Here is a 25856-nt window from a genome sequence, read left to right as displayed (position 1 = left end):
TAGAACGCATGTAAATTTTTTTCATTTTCCCCTTGCTAACAAACCGATCGGTACGCATCTTCCCGTTATTCTGTCCGCGAATGCGCGGGTCACGCTATTGGGAAATGAAAAGATGCAATCACGATCCAAACTGAGAATGCTGCTGTCCGCCACAGCTGCAATCGCTGCGATTGCTGCCGGTGGTTACGGGCTAAGCACCATAGGCTAGGCACCGCCGATGCCGACGAAGCCGTCGCACAGGCTGCACCGCAAATCACCCCCGTCACTGTCCAGGACGTGCACAGCCAGTCCGTCAGGCTGTGGAACAATTTCTCCGGCCGGCTGAGTGCGGTCGAGGAAGTCCAGCTTCGCCCGCAGGTCAGTGGTGCCATTGTCGATATCCGCTTCGAAGATGGTCAGATCGTCAAGCAGGGCGATATTCTCGCCGTGATCGATCCCCGCACATACAAGGCCGCCGTTGACGAAGCCAAGGCGGAACTGGCGGCTGCCCGCCAAACCCTGTCGCTTGCCGCCAAGGAAAAGGCACGCGCTGAAAAACTGGTGGCCAATGGCACCGTTTCCAAACGTGTCTTTGATGAACGCGTCAGCGCCGAGCAGGTTGCGCAAAGTCAGGTTAACCGTGCGCTTGCCCAGCTTGAACTTGCCGAAATCGAATTTGACCATGCCTTCGTCAAGGCACCGATTGATGGCCGTGTCAGCCGGGTCGAACTGACCGTCGGCAATCAGGTCAATGCCGGGCCGAACGCCCCGGTTCTGACCACCATTGTCTCGACCGGAAAAATCTATGCCGATTTCGATCTGGATGAACAAACCTATTTCGCCAGCATCTATGACGCCAATAAAGTCAGCGGCGCGGATCAGAAAATCCCGGTCCGCATGACCATCGCCGGTGGCAAGACAATTGACGGATTTATCCACAGTTTCGATAACCGGATCGATACCCGTACGGGGACCATCCGGACCCGCGCCCTGTTTGACAACAGCGACGGCGCACTTCTGCCCGGCAGTTTCGCCAGCCTGCAACTCGGCACCTCGGCCGAACAGGATGTCATCCTGATTGCACCCGACGCCATCAGCACCGATCAGGACCGCAAATTCGTTTACGTGGTCCAGTCGGACAATACGGTTGCCTATCGTCAGGTAACGCTGGGGGCCGAAGTTGACGGGCGTCGTATCGTGACCTCCGGGCTTGAACCCGGTGACATGGTGATTGTGAACGGGATCATGAAAGTCCGGCCCGGCATGCCTGTTGCTCCTGAAATTCTGCAGGCCTCGGCATCCTGACGGATGCTTGACTGCGCGCAAAAGCTAGGCTGACTGTTATGCAGAATATATCCAGATTCTTTGTGGATCGCCCGATTTTCGCTGGCGTTCTATCCGTCCTGATATTGTTATCAGGTTTGATTGCCATGCTGAATTTGCCGATTTCCGAATATCCGGAAGTCGTGCCACCGACCGTTGTGGTCGAAGCGCAATTCCCCGGTGCAAACCCGGCCGAAATTGCCCAAACCGTCGCCTCCCCGCTTGAAGAACAGATCAACGGGGTCGAAGGGATGCTATATATCAATTCGCTGGCGACGACCGATGGCCGTCTCAGCCTGACCGTGACCTTTGAAATCGGGACCGACCCCGATCTGGCACAACAAAAGGTCCAGAACCGGGTCTCGCAGGCCGAACCGCGCCTGCCCGATATCGTCCGTCAGCTTGGCGTGACGGTGTCAAAACAATCCCCGGATCTGACGATGGTGGTGCATCTGCTCTCGCCAAATGACCGCTATGACATGCTGTATCTGCGCAACTACGCGACCCTGAATGTCAAGGATCAGCTGGCCCGCATCAAGGGCGTCGGGCAGGTCGGATTGTTCGGGTCGGGTGATTACGCCATGCGCATCTGGCTTAACCCGGACAAGGTCGCCGAACGCGGCCTGACGGCGGGCGATGTCGTATCAGCCATTCAAAGCCAGAACGTGCAGGTCGCGGCGGGTACGATTGGCGGCGCGCCCTATGATACCGGTGTGCAGTTCCAGTTGCCGATCAATGTCCACGGGCGTCTCGAAACACCCGATGAATTTGCCGAAATCATCGTCAATCGCGACGAAGACGGCACCGTAACCCGTCTTGGCGATGTCGCCCGCGTCGAGCTGGAGGCACAGCAATATGCGCTGCGGTCCCTGCTTGATAACAAATCCGCGGTTGCCCTGCCGATCTTTGCCTCGCCCGGTTCCAACGCGCTTGAGATTTCAAGCAACGTTCGCGCAACCATGGCAGAGCTTAAGCAGAATTTCCCCGAAGGCCTTGAATACAGCATCGTTTACGATCCGACCGTCTTTGTTCGAAGCTCGATCAAATCGGTGATCAAAACCCTGCTCGAAGCCGTCGCCCTCGTTGTTGTGGTGGTGACGATCTTCCTGCAAACATGGCGTGCCTCGATCATTCCGCTGCTGGCCGTGCCGGTGTCGATTGTCGGGACTTTTGCCCTGATGCTGTTGCTTGGATTCTCGATCAACGTGCTGTCGTTGTTCGGTCTTATTCTCGCCATCGGGATCGTGGTCGATGATGCCATCGTGGTGGTCGAAAACGTCGAACGTAACATCGAACGTGGTCTTTCGCCGCGCGATGCAACCGTTGCTGCGATGCGCGAAGTCACCGGCCCGATCATCGCAACCTCGCTTGTGATCACCGGTGTGTTCGTGCCGATTGCCTTCATCAGTGGCCTGACCGGGCAGTTCTATCAACAGTTCGCCCTGACAATCGCCATCGCAACGATCATTTCAACCATCAACTCCCTGACGCTCAGCCCTGCCCTGTCGGCACTTCTGCTAAAACCGCATGATGCGCCAAAGGACTGGCTGACCCGTGCCATGGACTTTGTCTTTGGCTGGTTCTTCCGCTGGTTCAACCGGTTCTTCAATCGCAGTACGGAACTCTATGGCGGGGGTGTCAAACGGTTGCTGGGGATGAAAACCATCATGATGGCGGTCTATGCCGGATTGCTGGTTCTGACCTGGCAGGGTTTCCAGATTTTGCCATCCGGCTTCATTCCGTTGCAGGACAAACAATATCTGGTCAGTTTCGCACAATTGCCACAGGGCGCGACACTGGACCGTACCGAAGAAGTCATTCGCGAAATGTCTGACATCGCATTGGCCGAACCTGGTGTCGAAAGTGCCGTGGCCTTCCCGGGCCTGTCGATCAACGGCTTTGTAAACAGTTCAAGTGCCGGGATTGTCTTTGTCGCCTTGACCGACTTTGACAAACGCAAATCCGATGACCTGTCGGGGCTGGCAATTGCCGGTAAACTGCAACAGAAATATGCCGCCCTTGACGAGGCCTTTGTCGCCATCTTCCCGCCGCCCCCGGTTCAGGGGCTTGGCACGGTCGGTGGCTTCAAATTGCAGGTACAGGACCGCACCGATCAGGGTTATCGTGCGCTTGACGATGCCATGAAACAGGTATTGGCCAAGGCATGGGCCGCACCCGAACTAACCGGTGTGTTCTCAAGCTACAATATCAATGTCCCGCAATTGCAGGCCAATCTTGACCGCACAAAGGTCCAGCAGCTCGGCATTCCGGTCGATGAAATCTTCCGGACCATGCAGATTTATCTGGGCTCGATGTATGTCAACGACTTCAACCAGTTCGGTCGCACCTATCAGGTGATCGCACAGGCCGACAAACCCTATCGCTCAAGCCCCGAAGACATCCTGCGTCTGCAAACGCGCAACGCGGATGGCGATATGGTGCCGCTTGGCAGTGTTCTTTCCGTATCCGAAACATTCGGCCCGGATACCGCCATGCGTTACAACGCCTTCCGTTCGGCTGATCTGAATGGCAACGCCGCACCGGGTTACTCCAGTGGCGAGGCGGAGGCCGCGATTATCAAGATCCTTGATGAAACCCTGCCGCCGGGCATGTCCTATGAATGGACGGATTTGACCTATCAGCAGATCCTCGCGGGTAACACGGCAATCTTCATCTTCCCGATCTGTATTCTGCTGGTCTTCCTTGTTCTGGCCGCCCAGTACGAAAGCCTGACCTTGCCGCTGGCGGTCATCCTGATCGTCCCGATGAGTACGCTTTCGGCGGCCTTTGGTGTCTATCTGTTCGGTGGGGATAACAACATCTTCACCCAGATCAGTCTGTTCGTTCTGGCCGGACTGGCATCAAAGAACGCCATCCTGATTGTCGAATTCGCCCGTGAACTTGAACATCAGGGCCGGACAACCGTTCAGGCGGCCATCGAAGCCAGCCGCCTGCGCCTGCGCCCGATCCTGATGACGTCGCTTGCCTTCATCATGGGCGTTGTGCCGCTGGTGATTTCAAGTGGCGCTGGTTCGGAAATGCGCCATGCCATCGGTATCGCCGTGTTTTCGGGCATGCTGGGTGTGACCATCTTCGGCCTGATCCTGACACCGGTATTCTACGTGCTGGTGCGCAAGATCGGCCGTGGCAACGAGGTTCGTTCACTTGATGGGGCTGACGCGCAGCAGCCCGCGGAGTAACGAAAACCGTTGCACAACAGCCGGACCATAAAGTTCCCCCGACCCCGTGGTCCGGCTGTTTCTTTCTTCTGTGAAATTGATCTCATCTGGTTTCGGTCACGCTTGCCTTGGCGCAACTTCTCCCTATCTTCTGCGCGGAGTATTCGTCAAAGGAAGTGTCGACCATGAATTATGTGCGTACAGGTTTGTTGCTGGCTGGCTTGACCGCGCTGTTTGGCGCAGTCGGCATGATGATTGGCGGGCAACAGGGCATGATCATCGCATTGCTGTTTGCTGCGGCGATGAATGTGTTTGCCTATTGGAATGCGGATTCCATGCTTTTGCGCATGCGTGGCGCAAAACAGGTGGATGACCGCACCGCACCCGAACTGGTATCGATGGTGCGCGAACTGGCCCACAATGCCGGGCTGCCGATGCCCAAGGTCTATGTGATCGATAATCCCCAGCCCAATGCCTTTGCCACCGGACGTAATCCCGAAAACGCAGCCGTCGCCGCAACCAGCGGCCTGATGAAGTTGCTTGATCGCAATGAAATTGCCGGTGTGATGGCTCATGAACTGGCCCATATCAAAAACCGCGATACCCTGACCATGACGATCACCGCCACCATCGCCGGGGCGATTTCCGCCTTGGCCAACTTTGCCATGTTTGCCGGCATGTTTGGCGGGGGTCGCAATGACAACAACAATCCGCTCGGCGGGGTGGGGATGATCCTTGTTGCCATTCTGGCACCGCTGGGTGCGATGCTGGTGCAAATGGCCATCTCGCGTACCCGCGAATACGAAGCCGACAAGATCGGGGCTGAAATCTGCCGCCATCCGATGTGGCTGGCCTCCGCCCTTAACAAACTGGACAAGGGCGTTCATGCCATTCCGAACATGGATGCCGAACGCAACCCGGCGACCGCGCATATGTATATTGCCAACCCGCTTTCGGGCAAAGGTGTGGACAATCTGTTCTCAACCCATCCGAGCATGTCAAACCGGATTGCCAAGCTGCGTGAAATGGCGGGCGCGCCACAATCGGGAGCTGCCGCACCGGCAAAATCCGGTCCGTGGTCCGGGGCGGCAAAGGATCGCCGGGTGCGTCGTCGCCCCTGGAATTAATCTAAGTTACTAGAATTTTGGGGTTTTCCCGACCCCGACCTATACAAACCTTGCCGGTTTTATCCTTCGGTATGGTGCGAAATGCGATGGCGTATGATTGACGCCGCCGCCGCTGCACGAGATTATATCATAATCGTCTAAGTCAACCTCCGGCCACGGACGGATGGCGACGGATGTTTGAGAAGGGGATAAATGGCGGGCTTCTGGTCGATGGTCGGGCTTGTTTTCAAGTCCATCTTTACAGCCGGGGAAACGGTTGAAAACGGTTCTGCGTCGGTCGATGGACCGGACGAACGTGTTGAGCCATGTCTGTATGCCGTTGCCCACTTTGTCCCCGAAGATCCATCCGGAACGCCATTGCCCGATCAGGTTGGTGACTGGGTGAAACGCACCCTATCGGATATCCCCGATACTGCGCCACTGTCGTTGGGACGGCATTTCACAATCAGTACCGATATTGCCGATGCCTTTCAGGCGGTGCGCGAAGCCCATGCTGGTGTATTGAACCTTGCCCGGCGTCAGGATGCTACGGCGGTATTCTGGGGGCAGACCAATCCGGTGAACGGATTGCTGGAAGTTCATTTCAGCAACGACATGCTGGTTTCACCGCTTTATGAATTGCTGCTGCCATTGGTTCACACCTTTCGTCAGCCACAGCATAAAGATACGGCAGCGGCCCTTCATATCCTTCTGACATGTGAATTGCTGGCGCGTGCACGTGGCCGTGATCTGCGTGCGTTGCAGGTGGCACGCCTTGCGTCTCACCTTGATGACCTTCAGGAACGGATCAATAACGGCGAAAACTTTGCCGATGTCGGGCAGGGCGTGACAACCGCCTATGCTTTTGGTGCGGTTATGCTGGCTGAAACGGGTGAACGCAGCTATTGCCTCAGCGCGATCCGGGCAATTGAACCGATTGTCCGTCAATTCCTGACCCTGGTCACGGAAACGCCAAAAGACAGCAAAACGATCAAAAAGCCGACCGGTCTTCTGAATGAACGGGTCGTTCAGCAGGAAACCGTTGAAACCATCAGCAAAACCGAAGACATGTTGCGCGGGGTTGCGGATCTGTCACTGATTGATCCGGAACGGTCGGCGATCATGGCGTTGTATGGCACGCTTTTGAACTGGTCGATGGTAAGCAATATGAACGCGCGTTCAGGCGCAACAGCCATCGGCGTCTGGAAGCTTCTGGAACGCCGTTTTGAATTGATGGCGGGCACGCCGGTTTCGCGCGCGATTGCCATTGGCAAACTTGGCGAAGCCACGATGATCCATGCCAAGGAAATTGACGATATCGAAATGGCCGAAACGGCCAGTGGCCATTATCGTCGGGCGCTGGGACTTGTGAATGCCAAGGCCCACACCGTTTTATATGCCCAGATTGCCTATGGTCTGGCGGAGTCTGTTGTCGCCCAGTCCACGATTGGCAGCGTCGGTGTCGTTGCCGAACAGGTTATCCCGGTCTTTCAGGCCGCTCTCAAAGTCTGTTCAAGACGCGATCATCCCTATCTTTGGGGACGGGCTATGTTCGCGCTTGGCAGTGTGCAGTTTTCCCTTGGTGCCGCCGAAAAAGACCTTAAGACAATTTCGCATGCACGGATGAATTTCTCTCAGGCTTACGACGCTTTCGACGAGGCTGCTGCACGCGGGGCGGCGCGCGCTGCCTCGGGCAGTTTCACCCGTGCCGAAAACATGATGCATCAGCTTTCGCAACGCCAGGCAGTAATCGATGCGACCGGCGGCGCAGGAGAAGCCAAGGCTTCGTAAGGGATTTCCGGCAAAATGGTGCAGATTAAACACAACACGCTTTCAATCAGACAAAAGAAAACCCCGCAGCCTTTCGGATGCGGGGGTTTCCGACTGCGAATGCCGGGGATCAGTTCTATTCGCGATTACCGAAGAACTGAAGCAGCATTACGAACAGGTTCACGAAGTCCAGATACAGCTGCAGGGCGCCAAAGATGGCTTTCTTGCCTGCGGTCGCCTGATCATCGTGCTCATGGTAGCTTTCCTTGATCCGCTGGGTGTCATAGGCGGTCAGACCGGTAAAGATCAGAACGCCCGCACCCGAGATCACGAACTGAAGCATCGAGCTGCCCAGGAAGATGTTCACGACACTGGCCAGGATGATCCCGATCAGACCCATGAACAGGAAGCTTCCCCAACCCGAAAGGTCTTTCTTCGTCGTATAGCCGTAAAGGCTCATCGCGGCGAAGGTGCCTGCGGTGATGAAGAAGGTCCGTGCGATGCTTTCACCCGTGTAAACGAGGAAGATCGACGACAGCGACAGACCCATCAGTGCTGCATAAACCCAGAAGGTTGCCTGTGCCGCACCAAAGCTCATTTTATGGATGCGGAAGCTCAGGAACAGGACAAGCCCGATCGGAGCCAGCATCACGATCCAGTGCAAACCGGTTCCGAAAATCGCCTGCATCAGGGTAGGGCTGGTCGACACAGCCATCGCGACGATACCGGTCAGGGCAAGTGCAGATGCCATATAGTTGTAGACACGCAGCATATAGGCGCGGAGACCTTCATCAATCTCGGCCGCCGACCGGCCAACCGAGACGTCATAGCCGCGTTGACGCGTTTCAAAAGCCATTGAAATCCCTCTTTGATCCATAACGGGCAGAATGTTCATAGAACTCTGCAATGCTGAAAATATGGCAGCATTTCCGTGAAAAGCAACGGTTTGGCTAATTGTGGTATCCCCGGAACTGACAATATTGTGATCTTGTTCACTTCGTCTCGAAACGCGATTTTCTGACCATTTCGGCCTATAATTTCGTATCCTTTCAAAGGATCGGTACTGTTACGCGCGGTTTCGCCCCGGTTCAGGTGGCGGTTTGGGGCGTCGATGGGAAAAAAAGTTTTCGATAACAACGGCATATTGGAAACCTGTGGATCGAACATATTCTTGTTCATCTCGCGGGTCGGGCGTGCGTCGTTGCTCGGTTTTGTCCTGTCGCTTTTCGCCGTTTCTGTCGCATCGGCACAGAATCCGAATTTCGTTGCCTCCAAAAACGCAAACGAGGTGCCGGTATTTGATGCGGTTTATCCCGAAGATGAATTTTGTGCGACGGCGGGTGTCGGTGGCCTCTGTGCTGCCGAACCGGTTGATGTGCCCGAATTTGACGCCAATTTCATTTATCGCTTCGTTGCCTACGAAGCACAGCGGCCGTTTGACCGTTTCTCATGGCAGGCAATGGTTTCGCTGGTCTGGCCTTACGATGGTGACGGGAATCCGATTGATGCCGGGTACCGGCACCCCGATGCCGGGTACGCATGGTGGGAAACCTATCGTGACAAATATTCATTGTTTGCCGGGGCGTCGGCACCCGATGATCAATGTCGCAATGATCTGCCCGACGGGGCTTTGTTGCTATCGGCCTTCGTGCAGGCGTCTGGTGACGTGCTGATTGATCAGGCGGGAAACTTCGTTCTGTACGAAACACGCGTGAATGATATTGCCGCTGATTATATCCGTTGGAATGGCCTTGATAGTGCCGCCGGTCGCATGGCCTTTGCCCAAAGTGGCCAGTCTGTCGGCTTCCCGATTCTAAAGCTGTCTGCGGGGGCGGGAACCTCGCCACTCGAAAATGCAAATCTGCTGGCCAGCGACAAGACGTCTTTCAAGCCCGGCGCGCAAATGATCAAGTTTGCCTGGCGCATCATGACCGATCCCACCGATCAGGAACGCTATTATACAAAACCGGCCCGGATTGCTGTTGCGCCAAAGGATGCCGTTGATGGCAGGGCAAAATGTCTGGATGTGACGGTCGGGATGGTCGGTTTGCACATCGTTCAGCGTGTCAAAAGCGGCAATGGGGATCGCTGGATATGGTCGACATTCGAACATGTCGATAACGCACCACTGGCATCAAATGCACGCCGCCCCAACAGCATCATCGCCAATGACCTGTTCCCCGACGGTTGTCTGGGCCCGGACAAAACCGATCGTGATTACGTTTTTTATGACGGTGTCGACCGTGCCGACCATCTTGCCAATCAGATCGTACAATCCGATTTACGCTGGGCTGACGAGCCACCCTATGCCCGTGATCCGGATGGCAATCGCGTCACTGCGCCCGATATCGTCCGTTGCTGGCGGCTTTTTTCCGGAACGGCAGAGGCGAATTTCGTCTGGCAGCGGAAACTGGGTGACAGTGTCTGGAAAAACTATTTTCTGGTCGGCACCCAATGGATCGGAAATGGCGGCGGGGCCCCGTTCGGGGTGGGCGAAGTTCCCCGATTCTTAAGTAACGTCGCCCTTGAAAGCTTTATCCAGCATCAAATGGATGGCACCTGCCTTGGCTGTCATTCCACCGCGTTTACCGATGCCGGGCAACCGTCCAATTTTACCTTCCTGCTCGATCCGGGCCGCTAGCGGGTACTGCGTCATGTGGTGCCGGTCTGATCACGACAAAATGGTTCATATTTGCCGATGCATCGACTAGCATGTGCCGACCAAAACGTCGTGAAATCAAAAAATCAAAAAGACGTGGCGGATACAGGGAGGAAACATGCTACCGGTTCGTGCGGATTACGCGTCGGTGCGTTCGGATTTTGTCTGGAACGTGCCTACTCATTTCAATATTGGTGTCGATGTTTGCGACAAATGGGCAGACGACCCTGATCGTCTTGCCCTGATGTATCGCAGGCGCGATGGATCGCGCCGCGATTACAGCTTTGCGCAGCTCAAACGCCTGTCGAACCGTTTCGCCAATGTCATGCGCCGCCATGGCATCCGTCGTGGCGATAGGGTCGGTATTCTGTTGCCGCAAAGCCCCGAAACCGCCGTGGCCCATATCGCCACCTATAAAATGGGTGGCATTGCCGTGCCGCTTTTCAACCTGTTCGGGGTCGAGGCCCTTGAATACCGGCTTGGCAACTGTGCCGCCAAGGCACTGGTGACCGATCAGGAAGGGGCGCGCAAAATTGCTGAAATCCGCGATCTTCTTCCGGCGCTTGAATATGTCTATGTGATTGATGGTGCGCCCGATGGCTGTTTTGATTTCAAGGCACTCTCGGCCGAGGCCAGCGATGAATTCGAGCCGGTCAAGACGCGTGCCGATGAACCGGCCCTGATCATTTACACATCGGGCACCACCGGCCAGCCAAAGGGCGCGCTGCATGCCCATCGCGTGCTTTTGGGGCATCTGCCCGGTGTGGAAATGTCGCATGACTTCTTTCCGCAGGACGGCGATGTCATGTGGACCCCGGCGGACTGGGCATGGATTGGCGGGTTGCTTGACGTCCTGCTGCCGGCCTGGCATCACGGCAAGCCGGTCGTGGCCCACCGCTTTGAAAAATTCAGTGCCGAGGCCGCCTTTGGCCTGATTGCCGAATATGGCGTGCGCAATACCTTCCTGCCGCCAACCGCGCTCAAGATGATGCGCGCCGCTGGCGATGATGTGGCGGCAAAGTTCAAGTGTAATATTCGCTCCATCGCAAGCGGTGGGGAAACATTGGGTTCGGAACTTCTTGATTGGGGACGTCGCGTGTTTGGCGTCACCATCAACGAGTTTTATGGTCAGACCGAATGCAACATGGTGGTCAGTTCCTGTCAGTCGATCATGGCCCCCAAACCCGGCGTGATGGGCCGTGCGGTGCCGGGGCACGAGGTCGCGGTGATCGATATGGCCGGGAATGTCCTGCCTGCCGGTGAAATGGGCCGGATTGCGGTTCGGTCGCCTGATCCGGTGATGTTTCTGGAATATTGGCGCAACCCCGAAGCCACCCGCGAAAAATTCATCGGAGAATGGCTTCTGACCGGCGATATGGGGCAGCTTGACGAAGATGGCTATATCCGTTTTGTCGGCCGCGATGATGATCTGATCAGTTCGGCGGGGTATCGCATCGGCCCGGGCGAGATCGAGGATTGCCTGATCGGCCATCCCGCCGTGCGCATGGCCGGTGTGATCGGCAAACCCGACGACCAACGCGGCCAGATCGTCAAGGCCTTCGTCGTGCTGGCCGACGGGATCGCGCAAAGCCCGGAACTTGAAGCCGATATCCGTGATTTCGTCAAAACCCGGCTGGCGGCCCACGAATATCCGCGTGAAATCGCCTTCATGGAACAATTGCCGATGACCACAACCGGCAAGGTCGTCCGTCGTGCGCTTCGTGATCTGGCATGATTTCCGACGATACCCAATCGAAATGAAAAGGGCCGGTCTGTGATGGACCGGCCCTTTTCGTTGTTATGTACGGCGCGCTATTCGTTACGCAAAAGCGGTGCCGCCGGGCTGCGCAATGCCTGCCATGTCCCGATGAAGCCCGCCGACAGGGTCGCCGCCAGACCAATCGCAATCGGGCCAAAGATCGTCATCGGCAGGAACGTCCAGCTCGCTTCCATGATCAGCACCAGAACCGACCAGGCCGCAAGACTGCCAAACAGGGCAGCAATCACCCCGGTGGCAAGGCCAAGTATCCCGTATTCCAGCGCATAGGCATAAAGGATATTGCCGCGTGTCGCCCCAAGAGTCTTAAGGACAACCGCATCATAAATCCGTTTGCGCCGCCCGGCGGCAACCGCGCCTGCAAGGACCAGAACCCCGGCGACAATCGCAATCGAACTGGTCGCGTTAAGCGCGGTGCCGATCCCGGCCAGAATGGCATTGGCGGCCTCAAGCGCCTCGCGCACCCGGATGGCCGACACATTGGGGAAATCCATGCCGATCATGCGATCAACCGGTTCTTCCATCTCGCGCGGCATGTGTGCGGTCGCGATCAGGCTATAGGGCGCCTTGTCGATCAGGCCCGGCGAAAACACCATCGCGAAATTCATCCGAAGGCTCTGCCATTCGATTTCGCGCCAGTTGGCAATCTCGGCAGTAATGTCGCGGCCCAGCACATTGACGGTCAATGTATCGCCCGGCTCCAATGCGAATGCCTCGCCAATATCGCGCGAGATGGAAACAAGCGGCTTGGCCCCGTCGTCATAATCAGCCGGCCACCATTCCCCGCGCACGATCTGGGTTTCGGGCGGCGGGCTTGCCGCAAAGGTCAGGCCACGGTCCCCGCGCAGGAACCAGCGATCATCCCCCGGACCAACATCATTGGCATCCACCCCGTCAATCGCAACCACCCGGCCACGCAGCATCGGTGTTTGTTCGATATCCGAAACGTTATCTTTTTCAAGAAGTTGCGTTTTGAACTGATCCATCTGATCAGGTCGGATATCAAGGAAGAAGAAGGCCGGGGCCGAGTCCGGCAGATTTTCCGATATCTCGTGATCAAGGTTGCCCTCGATCCCCGAAATCGTCACCAGCAGCGTCAGACCAAGCCCAAGCGACAGCGCAATCGGCACCGTGCTGGCACCCGGCCGATGCAGGTTTGCCAGCGCCAGTCGGCTAAAGGCATTGCGCCCGCCGGTCATCCGTTTTGAAAGCGATACAATTGCCTTGCCCGCCGCGGCAAAAACCGCAATCGCCAGAACCGATCCGGCGATAAAGCCAATCGCGATCTCGCGATCCGTCGCGGTGAATACTGTAAGCAACAGCAACAGGATAAGCGGTACACCAACATAAGGCAGGTCACGCTTACTTAACGCACTGCCATTCATCAATCCCGCACTGGCCCGGAAAAGCCGGGCTGCCGGAATTTCACGCGCACGTAAAAGCGACGGCATGGCAAAGACCAGCGTGGTCAGAACACCAAACGCGGTCGCAATCAGAAGCGACGGCAATGCCGGGCCCAATGTCACATCAATCGGCAAACGCCCGGCCAGAAGTGGTGCAATGATCGCCGGTGTTACCGCCCCGATCAGAAGCCCGATACCGATCCCGACAAGCGACAGCATCAGGATTTGCAGGAAGTAAATCCGAAGCACCAAGCCATGCGATGCCCCGATGGATTTAAGCGTCGCAATGACGGATGTTTTGCTTTCGATATGGCTGCGCACCGCATTGGCAACGCCAATCCCGCCAACCAGCAATGCCGAAAGCCCCACCAGTGTCAGAAACAGCGTCAGCCGTTCGATAAACCGCCGCAGGCCCGGATTGGCATCCGATACATCGCGCACGCGCCACCCGGCATCTTCAAACTGCGCATCAAGCCGTTCGCGAAACACCTTTGGCGTTTCCGCATCATTCAAATCCAAAGCGTAATAATAATTGATCAGGCTGCCGGGCTGCACCAGCCCGGTATCCGCAAGGGCATCCATCGACACCATCAAACGCGGGCCGAAATTGAAAAAGCCGACCGCCTTGTCGGGCTCGGTCGCGATCACACCGCGCACCTGAATATTGATATCGCCAAGGCGAACCGTATCCCCGACAGTAATCTTCAGCCGTTCCAGAAGCCCGGCCTCGGCAACACCGCCCCAGACACCGTCCTTCTTGGCAAGCGCGCCGTCAAACGCAATACCATCGGCAAGTTCCATCTCGCCAAACAGCGGATAGACATCATCAACCGCCTTAAGCTCGACCAGCCTGCGCTGCTCCGGCCCATAGGCGGTGGCGCGCATGGTCGCAAGCCTGCCCATCCGTTCGGTATTCTCCGAAAGCCAGCTTTGCTGTTCCTCGCTGGCGGGCATATGGACAAGGCGAAGCTCGACATCCCCGCCCAGAAGGGCCCGGCCATCGCGCTCCAGCGCATTTAAAACGGATTCCGAAACGTTTCCGACCGCGGCAATGGAACCAACGCCAAGCGCAAGGCACGCCAGAAAAATGCGAAAGCCCGAAAACCCGCCGCGCAGTTCCCGTCGGCAGACCCGCCACGCAATCGACCACAGCTTTTCCGCCCCGTCGGGGGATTGGGAAATACGGCTCATATGTCGGCATCCTGTTGCGTAACGATTTCCCCGTCGCGCAGCATGATCGACCGGTCGCACCGCGATGCCAGCCCCGGATCATGCGTAATCAGAAGCAATGTCGATCCCTTGCGTTTCGCCAGATCAAACAGCAATTCGATAATCGTTTCGCCCGTGGCCCCGTCAAGATTGCCGGTCGGCTCATCCGCCAGAAGCAGTTCCGGGTCGGTCGCAAGCGCACGTGCGAGTGCCACGCGCTGCTGTTCCCCGCCGCTCAACTGGCCCGGATAATGCCCGATCCGATGACCAAGTCCGACGGCCTTAAGCTCCGCCTCGGCCCGTTCAAACGCATCCTTGCGTCCGGCGAACTCCATCGGAAGGGCCACGTTCTCAAGGGCTGTCATGGTCGGCACAAGGTGGAAGTCCTGAAACACGATGCCGACATGATGGCGGCGATAAAGGGCCAGACCATCTTCATCAAGCTTGCGCAAATCCTCGCCACAGATATTGATCGTGCCCGCCTGCGCCTGTTCCAGCCCGGCAATCACCATCAAAAGTGACGTTTTGCCCGATCCCGACGGCCCGACAAGGCTGACACGTTCGCCGGCATCAATCTGGATATCGACCCCTTTGAGGATATCAACAATCCCCGCCGGTCCCTTCAGGCTCAGCTTAAGACCGGAAACATCGACGGTGCGCTGGCGCGCTGCCTCTGTCGTATTTGCTGTTTTTTCCGGCATAGAGGCAGTTTCGGTAACACTCATTACGGGTCCAATCGGGCTAAGGCATTGCAGGGGCGAATAAACGGGTTAAATAATTGTACGGAATTTGGTGTCACCAGTTCAGATTTGACTTCAGATTTGACGATCTCAGGGTAACCGATGGGTGACCAGCAGGTAACCAGAGGCTAACCGTCTGTGCAAGATGACAAAACATAAGGTGAGATTTGTGGCATACACGCTGTTCGGGCAAGACCCGGCTGTTAACCAGTTCACTTTCAAGCAAAAGCCCGGATTGTTCGAAGGGCTTTCCCGCCGCCTGTTTCGATGTGCCGGGATGGGTTTTGGTATTCTGATTGGCGCCATGAGCCTGTTTGGCATTCATGATGCCCAAGCCGCCGACAATGCGGCAAACAACACTGCCGACAATGCCCCGCAAACCCTGATGCTTTATGGTGACAGCCTGATGGCGGGCTACGGTCTCTCGCACGAGGATGGCTTTGCCCCTAGGCTTGAAGCTGCCCTTCGTGATGCCGGGCATAACGTCAAGGTCGTTAACAGTTCGGTTTCCGGCGATACGACGGCGGCGGGTCTTTCGCGCCTTGAATGGGCGCTGGTCGATGATCCCGATATCGTGTTGCTGGAACTGGGTGCCAATGACGCGCTTCGCGGGGTGGAACCATCCCAGACCCGTGAAAATCTTGATGAAATCATTGGAAAGCTGCGCGACCGCGATGTTGCGGTCCTGTTGGCCGGGATGATGGCACCACCCAATATGGGCAAGGAATACGGGGATGAATTTAACGCAATCTATCCCGAACTGGCGGCACAATATCAGTTGGCCTTTTATCCCTTCTTCCTCGATGGCGTGGCGGCAAACGCAAATCTTAATCAGGATGACGGGATTCATCCCAATGCGGACGGGGTGAAGATTGTCGTGGAACGCATTTTGCCGCAGGTTATTGACGTTCTCGAAGCAGATTCCTGATTTTCCGCCTCCGCACCAACCGCATTCAGGTGACCGGATTTCTCAAAGGCTGTACCCGTTGGTGCAGCCTTTTCTTCTTGCGGTGGAATTCGATAATTCCTTTTATAACAAATAATTGCTGGGCGGCATTGGCATGAAAATACAGGATTTCCATCGCCCTCCAGGATCAGTTTCGACAGAAACCGCCCCGAAAAACTACATACGTAGATAAAATTAGAAAGCAAACCGAAACGATTTTGGTGGGTCAGGGCAGGGCAAAGTCGATCTGCCCGTTTTTGCAGATTTATGTGTTTATTATCAATGAGTTGTATGGTTTCAGGGTCGGCTGGGAAATGGTAAAAACCGGCCCGAAAATGGCCCAAAAGCCCTCAGAACACCTGATTGAGTGTGAAATTAACACATCATTTACTTTCGGTTATGTTTCGAATATCCCGATCCGCAACTACATTTGTAGTCATCTCTGGTTTGATCTGACAGAACAAATGCAAACGAGACGTTAATTCAGCCAAATTGACGCCGTTGCCGCCGGGGCGAGCCAAAGCATAAAACCGAAAATAATTCAATAATAACAATGTCTTATGGATTTTTCCCCGTTTATGGGGCCGCAAACATGGGTGATCCATTCTTGCGGGCGGGCTAAGGGGCTGAAACTCAGGCGAAGAATCGATAATGCGATAAAAGATATTTTAATATCAACTACTTATTCTGTCTTTGCGTTATGGGGAACCCCTGCGAAATCGCCTGTTTTGCCTGTGGATGAATCGGAAGCGATTCAATTTTGCCTACAACCGCAGTTGCAGCCGGGTTCTCCCGCCGCTACACTTTAGCCAAATTGATCTTCTCAATCGGGATTGCGGTGGTTTTTCCGCCGTAAGATATTGATTTAAATTGATATATATCGGGCAAGGGTGATGGCGGCACAATCAGTCAAACAATCCTACACCATTCCGTGTTCTTCGATGTTCCGTGATGCTGTTCTCGCACTGGCCGCCAAACGCGGGGTCAATGCGGCCGATCTGGCGCGCTCCGTCATGCTGATTGTGCCCGAAGGCGCGATTGAGGATTACGAGGACCCGGGCGACCCGCCGCCGGGTGATCGTGAAACCATCGTCCTGAAATCAGGCCCCGCCGAAGGCCGTCCCTGGCGGCGCAAACCAAGGCTGCAATTGCGTTTGCCACCGGGGCATTCAATCATCGCGGTGCGCAAGGCGCTCAATATGGCGCTGCATTTCGACAAGGGCGAAGTCAAGATGCGCGTTGAAAAGGCCGATATCCTTGCGGCCGAACGCAAGGCACTGGAAGAAGCCCACGCCATCCGAAAACGCCAGGCCGAACCGCCTGTCGAACTTCTGCAATCGCGCGAGGAACTTGAACGTCTGCGCGCCATTGTCGATAATCTGGCGTTCGAGCCACTTGATCGCGGCGTCACCACCTTTAACGAAGCCCTGCATGTCATGGGCTTTGCCCCCAATGCCCGTCCCGACATGAAGTCCATCCGCACCAAATATCGCATTCTGGCCGCCATTCACCACCCTGACAGCAATTATGGATCGCACCAGCGCATGACACAGCTTAATGCCGCGATGGATTTGCTGCGTCGACATATTGCCTGACGGGGCAGGGCTGAAATCTTTGTTCGCCCATTGTGAATGGCCCCCCCGAATGCTTAGATAGAGCTTGGATAACCACAAGACCAAGAAAACGGACCGCCACATCATCAGGCAGGTTTTCAAAAGCGGGAGAATGCATGACGGCTGAATTTCATGCGGCACATGCCAGCGGGGAAAATTGGGCAGCAGTCGCCACCGAACTGGCCGATCAATTGCAAACACAGCCATTGCCGCAACAGGCACTGGCTTTTTTATATGTGTCCGAGGCACTGGCCGCCGACCTTGGCAGCATCCTGACCTTCCTGCGTTCCCGCCTGTCGCTTGAACACTGGGTCGGTACGGTCGGGATTGGTGTGTGCGGGTCTGGCCGGGCCTATTTCGGGGTTCCGGCCGCCTCCGTGATGGTCGCCCCGATTGATCCGAATGATTTTCATATTTTCGAACCGCTTAAAACCGACACCGATCTCGATGCACCGGAATTGCAGCGGGCGATTGATCGCCTGCAACCGATCTTTGGTCTGGTTCACGGCGATCCGGGCGCACCCGACAGCCTGGCCACTCTTTCCGAACTGGCGCGTCTGGGGTCAACCTATCTGGTTGGCGGCATTGCATCGGGCGAACGCGGTGCGCCGCAAATCGCCGACAAGGTCGTCGAAGGCGGCCTTTCGGGGGTTTTGTTTGCCGACAAAACGATTGTGCAGGTCGGGATCAGTCAGGCCTGCACCCCGGTCGGACCGTTGCATCGCGTGACCGAGGGACGCGATGGCATCATCGCAACCCTTGATGACCGTCCGGCACTCGAAGTCTTCAAATCGGAAATGGAATCCGACGGTAATGAAAATTCCATCGCCTCGGGCCGCTATCACGTTGCCCTGATGGTGCCGGGCTCGGATACCGGCGATTTTGTTGTCCGCAACCTGATGGGGGTTGATCCGCACAACAACCTGATGGCCATCAGCGGCGATGTGCAGGTCGGCGATACCATCCGTTTCGTGCGGCGCGACGGCGTTGCCGCCGAACAGGATTTGCGCCGCATGCTGGCTGATTTGCAAAAACGCCTTCCCGGCAAACCGCGCGGCGCGCTTTATTGCAGTTGTGTCGCCCGCGGGCCGCATCTGTTTGGCACCGAAAGCCGTGAAATGATGATCATCCGCGATGAAATCGGGGATCTGCCGCTCACCGGATTTTACGGCAGTGGCGAGGTCTGCAATGATCGCTTTTACAGCTATACCGGGGTTCTGACCCTGTTCATCTAGGATCAAATGCGTCGAAAATTCATTGCAATTCCATGATGTTGCAAGAAAATTTGCGCTAAAAGCTTTCATCACTCCGCGACCGGGATATATTCATACCATTGAAAATAAAATGCGCCCAATCAGGGCGCAAAAGGGGATTGATCTATGGAATATCGTCGATTGGGTCGGACTGACATCAATGTCAGTGTGATTTGCCTGGGTACCATGACCTGGGGCCAGCAGAATACGCAGGACGAAGCGTTCGAACAGCTCGATTACGCCACCGGCAATGAAATCAATTTCATCGACACCGCCGAAATGTATCCGGTCCCGGCGATGGAAGAAACCTTCACCAGAACCGAAACCATCATCGGCAACTGGCTTGAAAAACGCGGCCGTCGTGATGATCTGGTCATCGCGTCCAAAATTGTCGGCCCGGCAGAACGTTTTCCCTATGTCCGGGGTGGCCCGCGCCTGACCCGCGCACAGATCAACGAGGCGATTGACGGTTCCCTCACACGCCTCAAAACCGACTATCTCGATATCTATCAGCTCCATTGGCCGGACCGGAATTCCAACTTCTTTGGCAAGCTCGGTTACGTCCATGACAGCGACGAGGAATTCACCCCGATCGAGGAAACCCTCGAAGCCCTGCATGATCTGGTGCAGGCGGGCAAAATCCGCCATATCGGCCTGTCGAACGAAACCCCGTGGGGCTTGATGAAGTTCCTTGAACTGGCCGAGAAAAAAGGCTGGCCGCGCGTGGTTTCGGTGCAGAACCCCTACGGGCTTTTGAACCGGACCTATGAAGTCGGTCTGGCCGAATGCTCGATCCGCGAAGATGCCGGTCTTCTGGCGTATTCGCCATTGGGTGGTGGCGCATTGTCGGGCAAATATCTCGGCGGTGCCCGCCCGGAAGGCGCACGTTCATCCATCTGGCCGCAATATTTCGGCCGCTACCTGACGGAAAATGGCATCAAGGCGACCGAGGCCTATGTCAAACTCGCCAAGGATAACGGCCTTGATCCCGCGCAGATGGCGCTGGCTTACGTCAATACCCGCCCGTTCCTGACGGCCAACATCATTGGTGCGACCAGCATGGAACAGCTCAAATCCAATATCGGCTCTGCCTATGTCGAACTGTCCGACGACGTTCTGGCCGAGATCGAGAAAATCCAGACCACCTGGCCGAACCCTTGCCCGTAAGGCAGGTACGTACCAGATTAGTCTGAAGCAGACTTAAAAAGGAGGCGGCGCATGTCTATACTGATTTCCGGCAAGGAAACCAATCTTGGTCCCCTGTCCGTGCGCCGCGTCCTGCCACACCGCGAAGTCCGGTCTGTCGGTCCGTTTGTGTTTTTTGATCGGATGGGACCGGCATCGTTCGAGCCGGGGCAGGGGGTTGACGTTGCCCCGCATCCCCATATCGGGCTTGCCACTGTCACCTATCTTTTCGAAGGTGCGATCCGCCATCATGACAGCCTTGGAAGTTTGCTCGAAATCCAGCCGGGCGATCTCAACTGGATGAGTGCCGGGCGCGGCATCACCCATTCCGAACGCGAAACCGATGCGGTACGCAACAGCCATCATAAACTCGATGGCCTGCAATTGTGGGCGGCACTGCCCGAAGACGAAGAAGAATCCGATCCGGAATTTTTCCATATCGCCAAGGACGACCTGCCGATTATCGAAGATGCCGGTTTGCATATGCGCCTGATCGCGGGCGAGGCCTTCGGCAAAACCGCCCCGGTTCCGGTCAAATCCAAGCTGTTCTATCTTGATGTCCGCATGGATGCCGGCGCGCAGCTTCTGCTGCCCGGTGAAAATCAGGAAGCCGCCCTGTATGTCGTTTCCGGCAATCTGCGCATTGACGGCGACCTGTATGAACCGGAAAACTTCATCTATATCGCGCCCGAAGAAATTCCCGATATCGTCGCCCAATCCGACTGTCGGGTGATGCTGCTCGGCGGGTTGCCGGTCGGCTATCGCCATATCTGGTGGAACTTCGTTTCCAGTTCCAAGGAACGGATCGATAAGGCCAAGGCCGACTGGGCTGCGGGCCGCTTCCCGCAAATCAAGGGCGAGGATGACATCATCCCGCTTCCGGGCCGTTCGACCGGATAAATACCGGGCGGTCGCCCACTCAAATCCCCATCTGCCAGATTGTCGTGCGTGAGTTCCGAATATGCGTTTGTTTGTTGGCGTCGAAATTCCGGCTGATATTGCCGACGATCTTTACCCGTTGGCGCGCGGGATCAAGGGGCTCGATGCCCAGACCCCGGAAAACATGCACATCACGCTGAAATTCATCGGCAATGTCGATCCCGGTCTGGCCCGCGAAATCGATGCGGCCCTCTCCGAACTCCCGTTCGAACCGTTCGATCTTCGCGTGCAGGGCCTTGGCATCTTCGCGTCCGCCCGCAAACTGCGCATTTTCTGGGCCGGTGTCGCAGACCAGCCCGCCTTGCACGCATTGGCAAACCGCGTGGAAAAGGCATTGCTGCGGCTTGAAGAATGCCCGGACATGGACATGCGCAAATTCACCCCGCACATCACCCTTGGCCGCAACCGCGACGCCGCCCGTGCGACCGTCGAACAGGCGGTGGCTGATCATATCGACCTGACATCCCGCAGCTTCACCGTCGACCGCTTCTGCCTGTATGAAAGCCACTCCACCGTCGATGGCCCGGAATTCCGGGTGATTGCGGCGTATAACGGGTTTGAATGATTGGGCAGACAAAAGCCTGACTGCGGCTTCAGAAAAGGGAACAGTCCCCTTTTTCTAATTCTAATCGAACAATATTCTACACAGGTTGAAGCCCGTTTTATCTCCCACCAGCATCGTCTCTTCATCAAAGGCCAAGGCAACACGATCATGTTTGCGCTGGCCAAGGCTCATCCCTGGTGTCAAGGGCAACATGCCCAATGGGGCGGACAGGTCCGGCGGATATATCAGGATCTTGTTGAGCCCAGCGAGCTTCAGCACGCTATAGGACATATCCCGGCTACAGGTCAGATCGCCCAGCGGCAACTGGCTGACAGCTTTCAGATGCAGCTCAGGCGCACGAGGCTTCTTGAAGCGCTGCCAGAACCCGCGCTCCTCGGCAACCGCACCAACGATGTCATAATCAATGACAAGTTTCGTTTCAAAGGTTGGCCCGCTGTTGAAATGGGTTGCTTGCCCCCCGTTTGTTACCGCGCGGAGCTCCCTGCCCCACAAGAACGCGTCCATTATAAACAACCAAGAAGAGCCCATTGCACGGTCACGCCACGCTGCCATGACTTCTGGGGAGTTCAATTCCACCGGCAAACCGGTCCACTCGAAACTGTCGCCCGTTCGGCGCAGAAACGCAAAAAAGCGCCCAACCCGGACTCTGAAGTTATCAGATAGCGTCACCAAAAGCAGATCATCACTGACCGCCATGGCGCTCAGTGGGTTGGGTTTGCGACCAAAGGAATCCTGTCGGGAAATATCCATTTCCGCGAGGAAATTCATATTGCGAATTGGATAGGTCTGAAGACACCGGCTAAAATCGGCAGACATCACGTGCAAGCGGTCATAATCCAGCCAGCCAAAGGCCCCGCGCCACGGAAACAAGCTGCTTGAATGATGATCAGAGGATGCATTTTCCTCAATCGCAGACCTGTAAAGGCCCACTGTCTCCAGTTTATCAGCCGCAGGCGACCACACAGCAGCCAAAGGCGCGCCATCCTTGACGGAGGAGCCCTCTACCAGAATTCTTGCGTCTGGCAAGATGACCATGGACCGGGCCCGCTCTATCACCCCTTCGAAAGTAACTTCGCGGATGATTTCGGATTTTAATCTTTTTTGGCTATTCGCAAATACCCTGCGGGCGGACAGGTCTTCGGACGTCATCGCATATCCGTTAGGTTTTTTCTGATTTTTCACCCAAGCTCTATGCTCGTCATACCTTACCGTCAAGCGCGCGGGTCCTCGCGGCCCCAGATAAGTACCGCTCAATGCCGTTTCGCAAAGCACTCGAGAAAAGGGGAATGCGAGAAAAGCGGACAGGCACCTTTTTTACAAACCGGACGTCCCGCAACTGAGCAAGCCCGAACAAACCTGGGGTCCCACAGACGACCATCAGGCCCACGGCCTGCACCACGGCGACTTCCGGCAATGCAGGACTTCGGGCAACGCCGGACACATCCCGGGCTTTCGCCAGCTTTGCCAACAGACGGCCCGCAGACAGCCAGTCCCTTTCGGCAATGGCCTGACCTCGAAGTCCGGACATACCACGGGCCCAAGGACCAAGGGCCTCCCGCAACCTCGCCGACGGACCTTCATCGGGCTTTCTGCCCACCTCGATCACTTTCCGGCCACGGCGACAACCTGCCACCCCGACGTCCAGACAAACCTCGGGCGGCTGCCATTTTCACCAGCAGACGGATTTCGGGCATACTGCCCCCAGCCTGTCCACCACCGACGGGCCACAAATCACTGCCGCCACTGCTGCCATTGCTGCCTCTCTCCGGCAAATCCGGGGTCCATTCCCCGATAAAACGCACCTCTCCCATCATGACAAATAAGCGTGTTAAAAGCGTGTTAGAACCGGCGCGGAACGCCGCCGTAATGGCTCCGCCATCCGCCGATCCATATCCTGCGGATTGCCCCGCCGCCCTGCCTCAATCTTTGCCGCTGCATCCTGATACCCTCTTTGATCCGGCCCCAAACGCAAAAACCCGCGATGCGCACAAGGCGCTTCGCGGGTTTCGGTCCGGGTGCATTTCTCCCGTTGACTTTGTCCTTATGTCACAATAAAAAGAACAAATCAAGAACTTTTTTCAGGAAATCTGAAAAAGGGACGGATATGCGCACAAACTACAGGCTCTTCGGAAGGTCTAAAGTGCCGTATGCATCCGGTATCCCGGCGCGAACAAAAGCCGGGCGGAGGTAATGCCCTGTTCCCCTTCCCAGGTCGTGCGTTCGATCAGGAACAGCGGTTCATTCTTTTGCGTGCGCAGGATTTCGGCTTCGTTTTCGGAAGCCAGCACGGCGGAAAATGAAATGTCGCCCTTGGTGTAGGGGGCATGAAGTACCAGCCATTCATTGGCACTGATTTTGGACAGATCAGCATCAACGATTTCCGGGGTGGCGGCGACCGAGACCCAGCGTTCCTCAAACATATAGGGCTTGCCATCCGCCAGATGCAGCGACGTGATATGCAGCATGTCGCTGTCAGGTGTTACACCCAGATTGGCGCAGATTTCCGGCGGCGGGCTGCGGCGTTCGCGAAACAGCAGGGCATAGGCGTATTTCTGGCCGCGGCCCTCGATCTCCAGCCGTATGACCGGGATGTCAAGCCTTGCGCGCCGGACCGGGTGGGTGGCAACACGGGTTCCGGCCTTGCGGCGGCGGTCAAGGAAGCCCTCGGTGGCAAGTTCGCGAAGCGCCCGGTTGACGGTCGCGCGCGCGCAGCCCAGTTCCTCGGCCAGTTCGACTTCCTTGGGGATCTGGTCGCCCGGTTTCCATTCACGGGTGTGAATGCGGCGCAGGACCTCGTCATGGACCGATTGCCAGTTTGTCAGTTCCGTGGTGGTGCTCACACCGCTTCCTTGAGTTGTTCCATCACCTTGCGATACCGGTCGGTGATCGTATCATGTGCGATATGGCGGCCCTCGGTCACGACATGGCGACCGGCCGACCAGACATCACGCACCATGCGATCATCTCCGGCAAAGACATATGTATCGAGGATCGTATCGCCTGTCCGACCGATAAGGTCAACCGCCGCGCCATCAAGCGCCATCAGATCGGCCAGTGCACTGACCTCGATCCGGCCGGCATCGCGGCCTGCGGCCTGTGCGCCGCCTTTGGCAACCGCATCGAACAACCGGCGGGCGGTGGATTTTTCCGGGGTGGCAAGGGCGGCACGCGATTTATCGCGTAGACGCTGGCTGTATTCCAGTGTGCGGATCTCTTCGGAAAGTGAAATGCGAATGTTGGAATCCGATCCGACACCGATATTTCCACCCGCATTCAGGTAACGCACACCATCAAAAATACCGTCGCCAAGGCTGCTTTCGGTGATCGGGCAAAGCCCGGCAACCGCCCCGGTTCTGGCAAGGCCAAGCGTTTCGTGTTCCTGCATCTGCGTGCAATGGATCAGGCACCAGTTTTCATCGACATCGGCATGTTCAAGCAGCCATTCGACCGGGCGCTTGCCCCAGGATGCCGCGACCTCCTCGACCTCGGCGACCTGTTCGGCCAGATGCATGTGAACCGGGCCGTCCTTTGACAGCCGCGTGGTGGCAATCAGGTCCTCGCGCCCCACGGCGCGCAGCGAATGCGGGGCCACCCCCATGCGTGTGTCGGACGGCAGGGATTTCAACGCCTTTTCGCTTTCCTCATACAATTTGGCAAAGCGTTCCGGATCATTGCCAAACCGGATTTGCCCTGCGCCAAGCGGGCGTTTGTCGCAACCGCCGAACTGGTAATGCACGGGCAGAAGCGTCAGGCCGATACCGGTGATGTTTGCCGCCGCCGCAATGCGTTCGGCCATCTCGGCGATATTGTCATAGGGAACGCCGCCCGGTTGATGGTGCAGGTAATGGAACTCGGTATTGTTGGCGTATCCGGCTTCGAGCATTTCCATTTGCACAAAGGCCGCAATGTCCTGCACGTGATCCGGGGTGAGCTGATCCAGGAAGCGGAACATCAATTGTCGCCATGTCCAGAAGGTATCACGGGGATCGGGGCCGCGTTTTTCGGTTAACCCGGCCATCGAACGCTGAAACGCGTGGCTATGCAGGTTCGATATCGCGGGCAGAAGCGTACCAACGCGGTTTCCGGTGGCAGGGGAATCGGCCTGAACCTTTGTGATTCTGCCGCTTTCATCGATCTCGATCAGGACGCTGTTTTCCCAGCCTTTGGTGGTAAGTGCCTGATTTGCCCAGAGAACCGTCATTGCTTCTAC

Annotated in this window: 18 protein-coding genes; 12 read left to right on the top strand and 6 right to left on the bottom strand. The window is 56.5% G+C overall.

All coding sequences use genetic code 11. The features are described 5' to 3' along the window. Positions 1-276 precede the first annotated feature (276 nt). From TH3_RS19160 to TH3_RS19145, 4 genes are all read left to right on the top strand, one after another. Positions 277-1284, top strand: coding sequence for an efflux RND transporter periplasmic adaptor subunit (locus tag TH3_RS19160; RefSeq protein WP_007088738.1), 1008 nt, complete (start codon positions 277-279; stop codon positions 1282-1284). Between the two features lie 38 nt (positions 1285-1322). After that, complete coding sequence (locus tag TH3_RS19155; RefSeq protein ID WP_007088739.1) at positions 1323-4502, top strand: efflux RND transporter permease subunit; 3180 nt, start codon at positions 1323-1325, stop codon at positions 4500-4502. A 164-nt stretch (positions 4503-4666) separates the two neighbouring features. After that, complete coding sequence (htpX, locus tag TH3_RS19150) at positions 4667-5608, top strand: zinc metalloprotease HtpX (protein ID WP_007088740.1); 942 nt, start codon at positions 4667-4669, stop codon at positions 5606-5608. A 192-nt stretch (positions 5609-5800) separates the two neighbouring features. After that, positions 5801-7378, top strand: coding sequence for a hypothetical protein (locus tag TH3_RS19145; RefSeq protein WP_007088741.1), 1578 nt, complete (start codon positions 5801-5803; stop codon positions 7376-7378). A 115-nt stretch (positions 7379-7493) separates the two neighbouring features. On the opposite strand, the gene TH3_RS19140 is transcribed toward TH3_RS19145, so the two are convergent. Further along, positions 7494-8213 (bottom strand): Bax inhibitor-1/YccA family protein, encoded by a 720-nt coding sequence (locus tag TH3_RS19140; RefSeq protein WP_007088742.1) that lies wholly within the window; start codon positions 8211-8213, stop codon positions 7494-7496. Positions 8214-8528: 315 nt separating this feature from the next. On the opposite strand from TH3_RS19140, the gene TH3_RS19135 reads away from it, so the two are divergent. Then, positions 8529-9998 (top strand): hypothetical protein, encoded by a 1470-nt coding sequence (locus TH3_RS19135; RefSeq protein ID WP_139328067.1) that lies wholly within the window; start codon positions 8529-8531, stop codon positions 9996-9998. A 136-nt stretch (positions 9999-10134) separates the two neighbouring features. Further along, positions 10135-11751: an acyl-CoA synthetase gene (locus TH3_RS19130; RefSeq protein ID WP_007088744.1), complete on the top strand. Its 1617-nt coding sequence runs from the start codon at positions 10135-10137 to the stop codon at positions 11749-11751. Positions 11752-11828: 77 nt separating this feature from the next. On the opposite strand, the gene TH3_RS19125 is transcribed toward TH3_RS19130, so the two are convergent. Both TH3_RS19125 and TH3_RS19120 read right to left on the bottom strand, forming a co-directional pair. Further along, positions 11829-14387, bottom strand: a complete 2559-nt coding sequence (locus TH3_RS19125; protein WP_007088745.1) for an ABC transporter permease — start codon at positions 14385-14387, stop codon at positions 11829-11831. Next, positions 14384-15130 (bottom strand): ABC transporter ATP-binding protein, encoded by a 747-nt coding sequence (locus tag TH3_RS19120; protein WP_110252387.1) that lies wholly within the window; start codon positions 15128-15130, stop codon positions 14384-14386. Before TH3_RS19120 ends, TH3_RS19125 begins: the two co-directional genes overlap by 4 nt. 184 nt (positions 15131-15314) lie before the next feature. Between TH3_RS19120 and TH3_RS19115 the strand changes: the two genes are divergently transcribed. The 6 genes from TH3_RS19115 to thpR all read left to right on the top strand — a co-directional run bounded on the left by TH3_RS19115 (position 15315) and on the right by thpR (position 21646). Then, complete coding sequence (locus TH3_RS19115) at positions 15315-16073, top strand: arylesterase (RefSeq protein WP_233421802.1); 759 nt, start codon at positions 15315-15317, stop codon at positions 16071-16073. 911 nt (positions 16074-16984) lie between these two features. After that, positions 16985-17686, top strand: a complete 702-nt coding sequence (locus TH3_RS19105) for a J domain-containing protein (protein ID WP_007088749.1) — start codon at positions 16985-16987, stop codon at positions 17684-17686. A 134-nt stretch (positions 17687-17820) separates the two neighbouring features. Next, on the top strand, positions 17821-18939 hold the full coding sequence (locus TH3_RS19100) for an FIST signal transduction protein (protein ID WP_007088750.1): 1119 nt from the start codon (positions 17821-17823) through the stop codon (positions 18937-18939). 144 nt (positions 18940-19083) lie between these two features. Next, complete coding sequence (locus TH3_RS19095; protein WP_007088751.1) at positions 19084-20124, top strand: NADP(H)-dependent aldo-keto reductase; 1041 nt, start codon at positions 19084-19086, stop codon at positions 20122-20124. 51 nt (positions 20125-20175) lie between these two features. Next, positions 20176-21042, top strand: coding sequence for a pirin family protein (locus TH3_RS19090; protein ID WP_007088752.1), 867 nt, complete (start codon positions 20176-20178; stop codon positions 21040-21042). Between the two features lie 61 nt (positions 21043-21103). Further along, on the top strand, positions 21104-21646 hold the full coding sequence (gene thpR, locus TH3_RS19085) for an RNA 2',3'-cyclic phosphodiesterase (RefSeq protein WP_007088753.1): 543 nt from the start codon (positions 21104-21106) through the stop codon (positions 21644-21646). Positions 21647-21706: 60 nt separating this feature from the next. On the opposite strand, the gene TH3_RS19080 is transcribed toward thpR, so the two are convergent. The 3 genes from TH3_RS19080 to TH3_RS19065 all read right to left on the bottom strand — a co-directional run bounded on the left by TH3_RS19080 (position 21707) and on the right by TH3_RS19065 (position 25847). Further along, positions 21707-22795, bottom strand: a complete 1089-nt coding sequence (locus TH3_RS19080; RefSeq protein ID WP_007088754.1) for a hypothetical protein — start codon at positions 22793-22795, stop codon at positions 21707-21709. 986 nt (positions 22796-23781) lie between these two features. Beyond that, positions 23782-24486, bottom strand: coding sequence for a GntR family transcriptional regulator (locus tag TH3_RS19070; RefSeq protein WP_007088756.1), 705 nt, complete (start codon positions 24484-24486; stop codon positions 23782-23784). Beyond that, on the bottom strand, positions 24483-25847 hold the full coding sequence (locus TH3_RS19065; RefSeq protein WP_007088757.1) for a formimidoylglutamate deiminase: 1365 nt from the start codon (positions 25845-25847) through the stop codon (positions 24483-24485). Before TH3_RS19065 ends, TH3_RS19070 begins: the two co-directional genes overlap by 4 nt. Positions 25848-25856 lie beyond the last annotated feature (9 nt).

Origin of the sequence: Thalassospira xiamenensis M-5 = DSM 17429 (assembly GCF_000300235.2) — a bacterium.
GTDB classification, from domain to species: Bacteria; Pseudomonadota; Alphaproteobacteria; order Rhodospirillales; family Thalassospiraceae; genus Thalassospira; species Thalassospira xiamenensis.
The sequence above is the reverse complement of the archived record's forward strand: the minus strand, read 5'-3'. Positions and strand labels throughout refer to the sequence as shown.

Bases quoted from the DNA above. Each gene is read 5' to 3' on its own strand.
- TH3_RS19095 (WP_007088751.1), top strand. From the start codon at position 19,084: ATGGAATATCGTCGATTGGGTCGGACTGACATCAATGTCAGTGTGATT.
- TH3_RS19090 (WP_007088752.1), top strand. From the start codon at position 20,176: ATGTCTATACTGATTTCCGGCAAGGAAACCAATCTTGGTCCCCTGTCC.
- TH3_RS19120 (WP_110252387.1), bottom strand. From the start codon at position 15,130: ATGAGTGTTACCGAAACTGCCTCTATGCCGGAAAAAACAGCAAATACG.
- TH3_RS19080 (WP_007088754.1), bottom strand. From the start codon at position 22,795: ATGACGTCCGAAGACCTGTCCGCCCGCAGGGTATTTGCGAATAGCCAA.
- TH3_RS19125 (WP_007088745.1), bottom strand. From the start codon at position 14,387: ATGAGCCGTATTTCCCAATCCCCCGACGGGGCGGAAAAGCTGTGGTCG.
- TH3_RS19105 (WP_007088749.1), top strand. From the start codon at position 16,985: ATGGCGGCACAATCAGTCAAACAATCCTACACCATTCCGTGTTCTTCG.
- TH3_RS19140 (WP_007088742.1), bottom strand. From the start codon at position 8,213: ATGGCTTTTGAAACGCGTCAACGCGGCTATGACGTCTCGGTTGGCCGG.
- TH3_RS19145 (WP_007088741.1), top strand. From the start codon at position 5,801: ATGGCGGGCTTCTGGTCGATGGTCGGGCTTGTTTTCAAGTCCATCTTT.
- TH3_RS19130 (WP_007088744.1), top strand. From the start codon at position 10,135: ATGCTACCGGTTCGTGCGGATTACGCGTCGGTGCGTTCGGATTTTGTC.
- htpX (WP_007088740.1), top strand. From the start codon at position 4,667: ATGAATTATGTGCGTACAGGTTTGTTGCTGGCTGGCTTGACCGCGCTG.
- TH3_RS19155 (WP_007088739.1), top strand. From the start codon at position 1,323: ATGCAGAATATATCCAGATTCTTTGTGGATCGCCCGATTTTCGCTGGC.
- TH3_RS19100 (WP_007088750.1), top strand. From the start codon at position 17,821: ATGACGGCTGAATTTCATGCGGCACATGCCAGCGGGGAAAATTGGGCA.
- TH3_RS19065 (WP_007088757.1), bottom strand. From the start codon at position 25,847: ATGACGGTTCTCTGGGCAAATCAGGCACTTACCACCAAAGGCTGGGAA.
- thpR (WP_007088753.1), top strand. From the start codon at position 21,104: ATGCGTTTGTTTGTTGGCGTCGAAATTCCGGCTGATATTGCCGACGAT.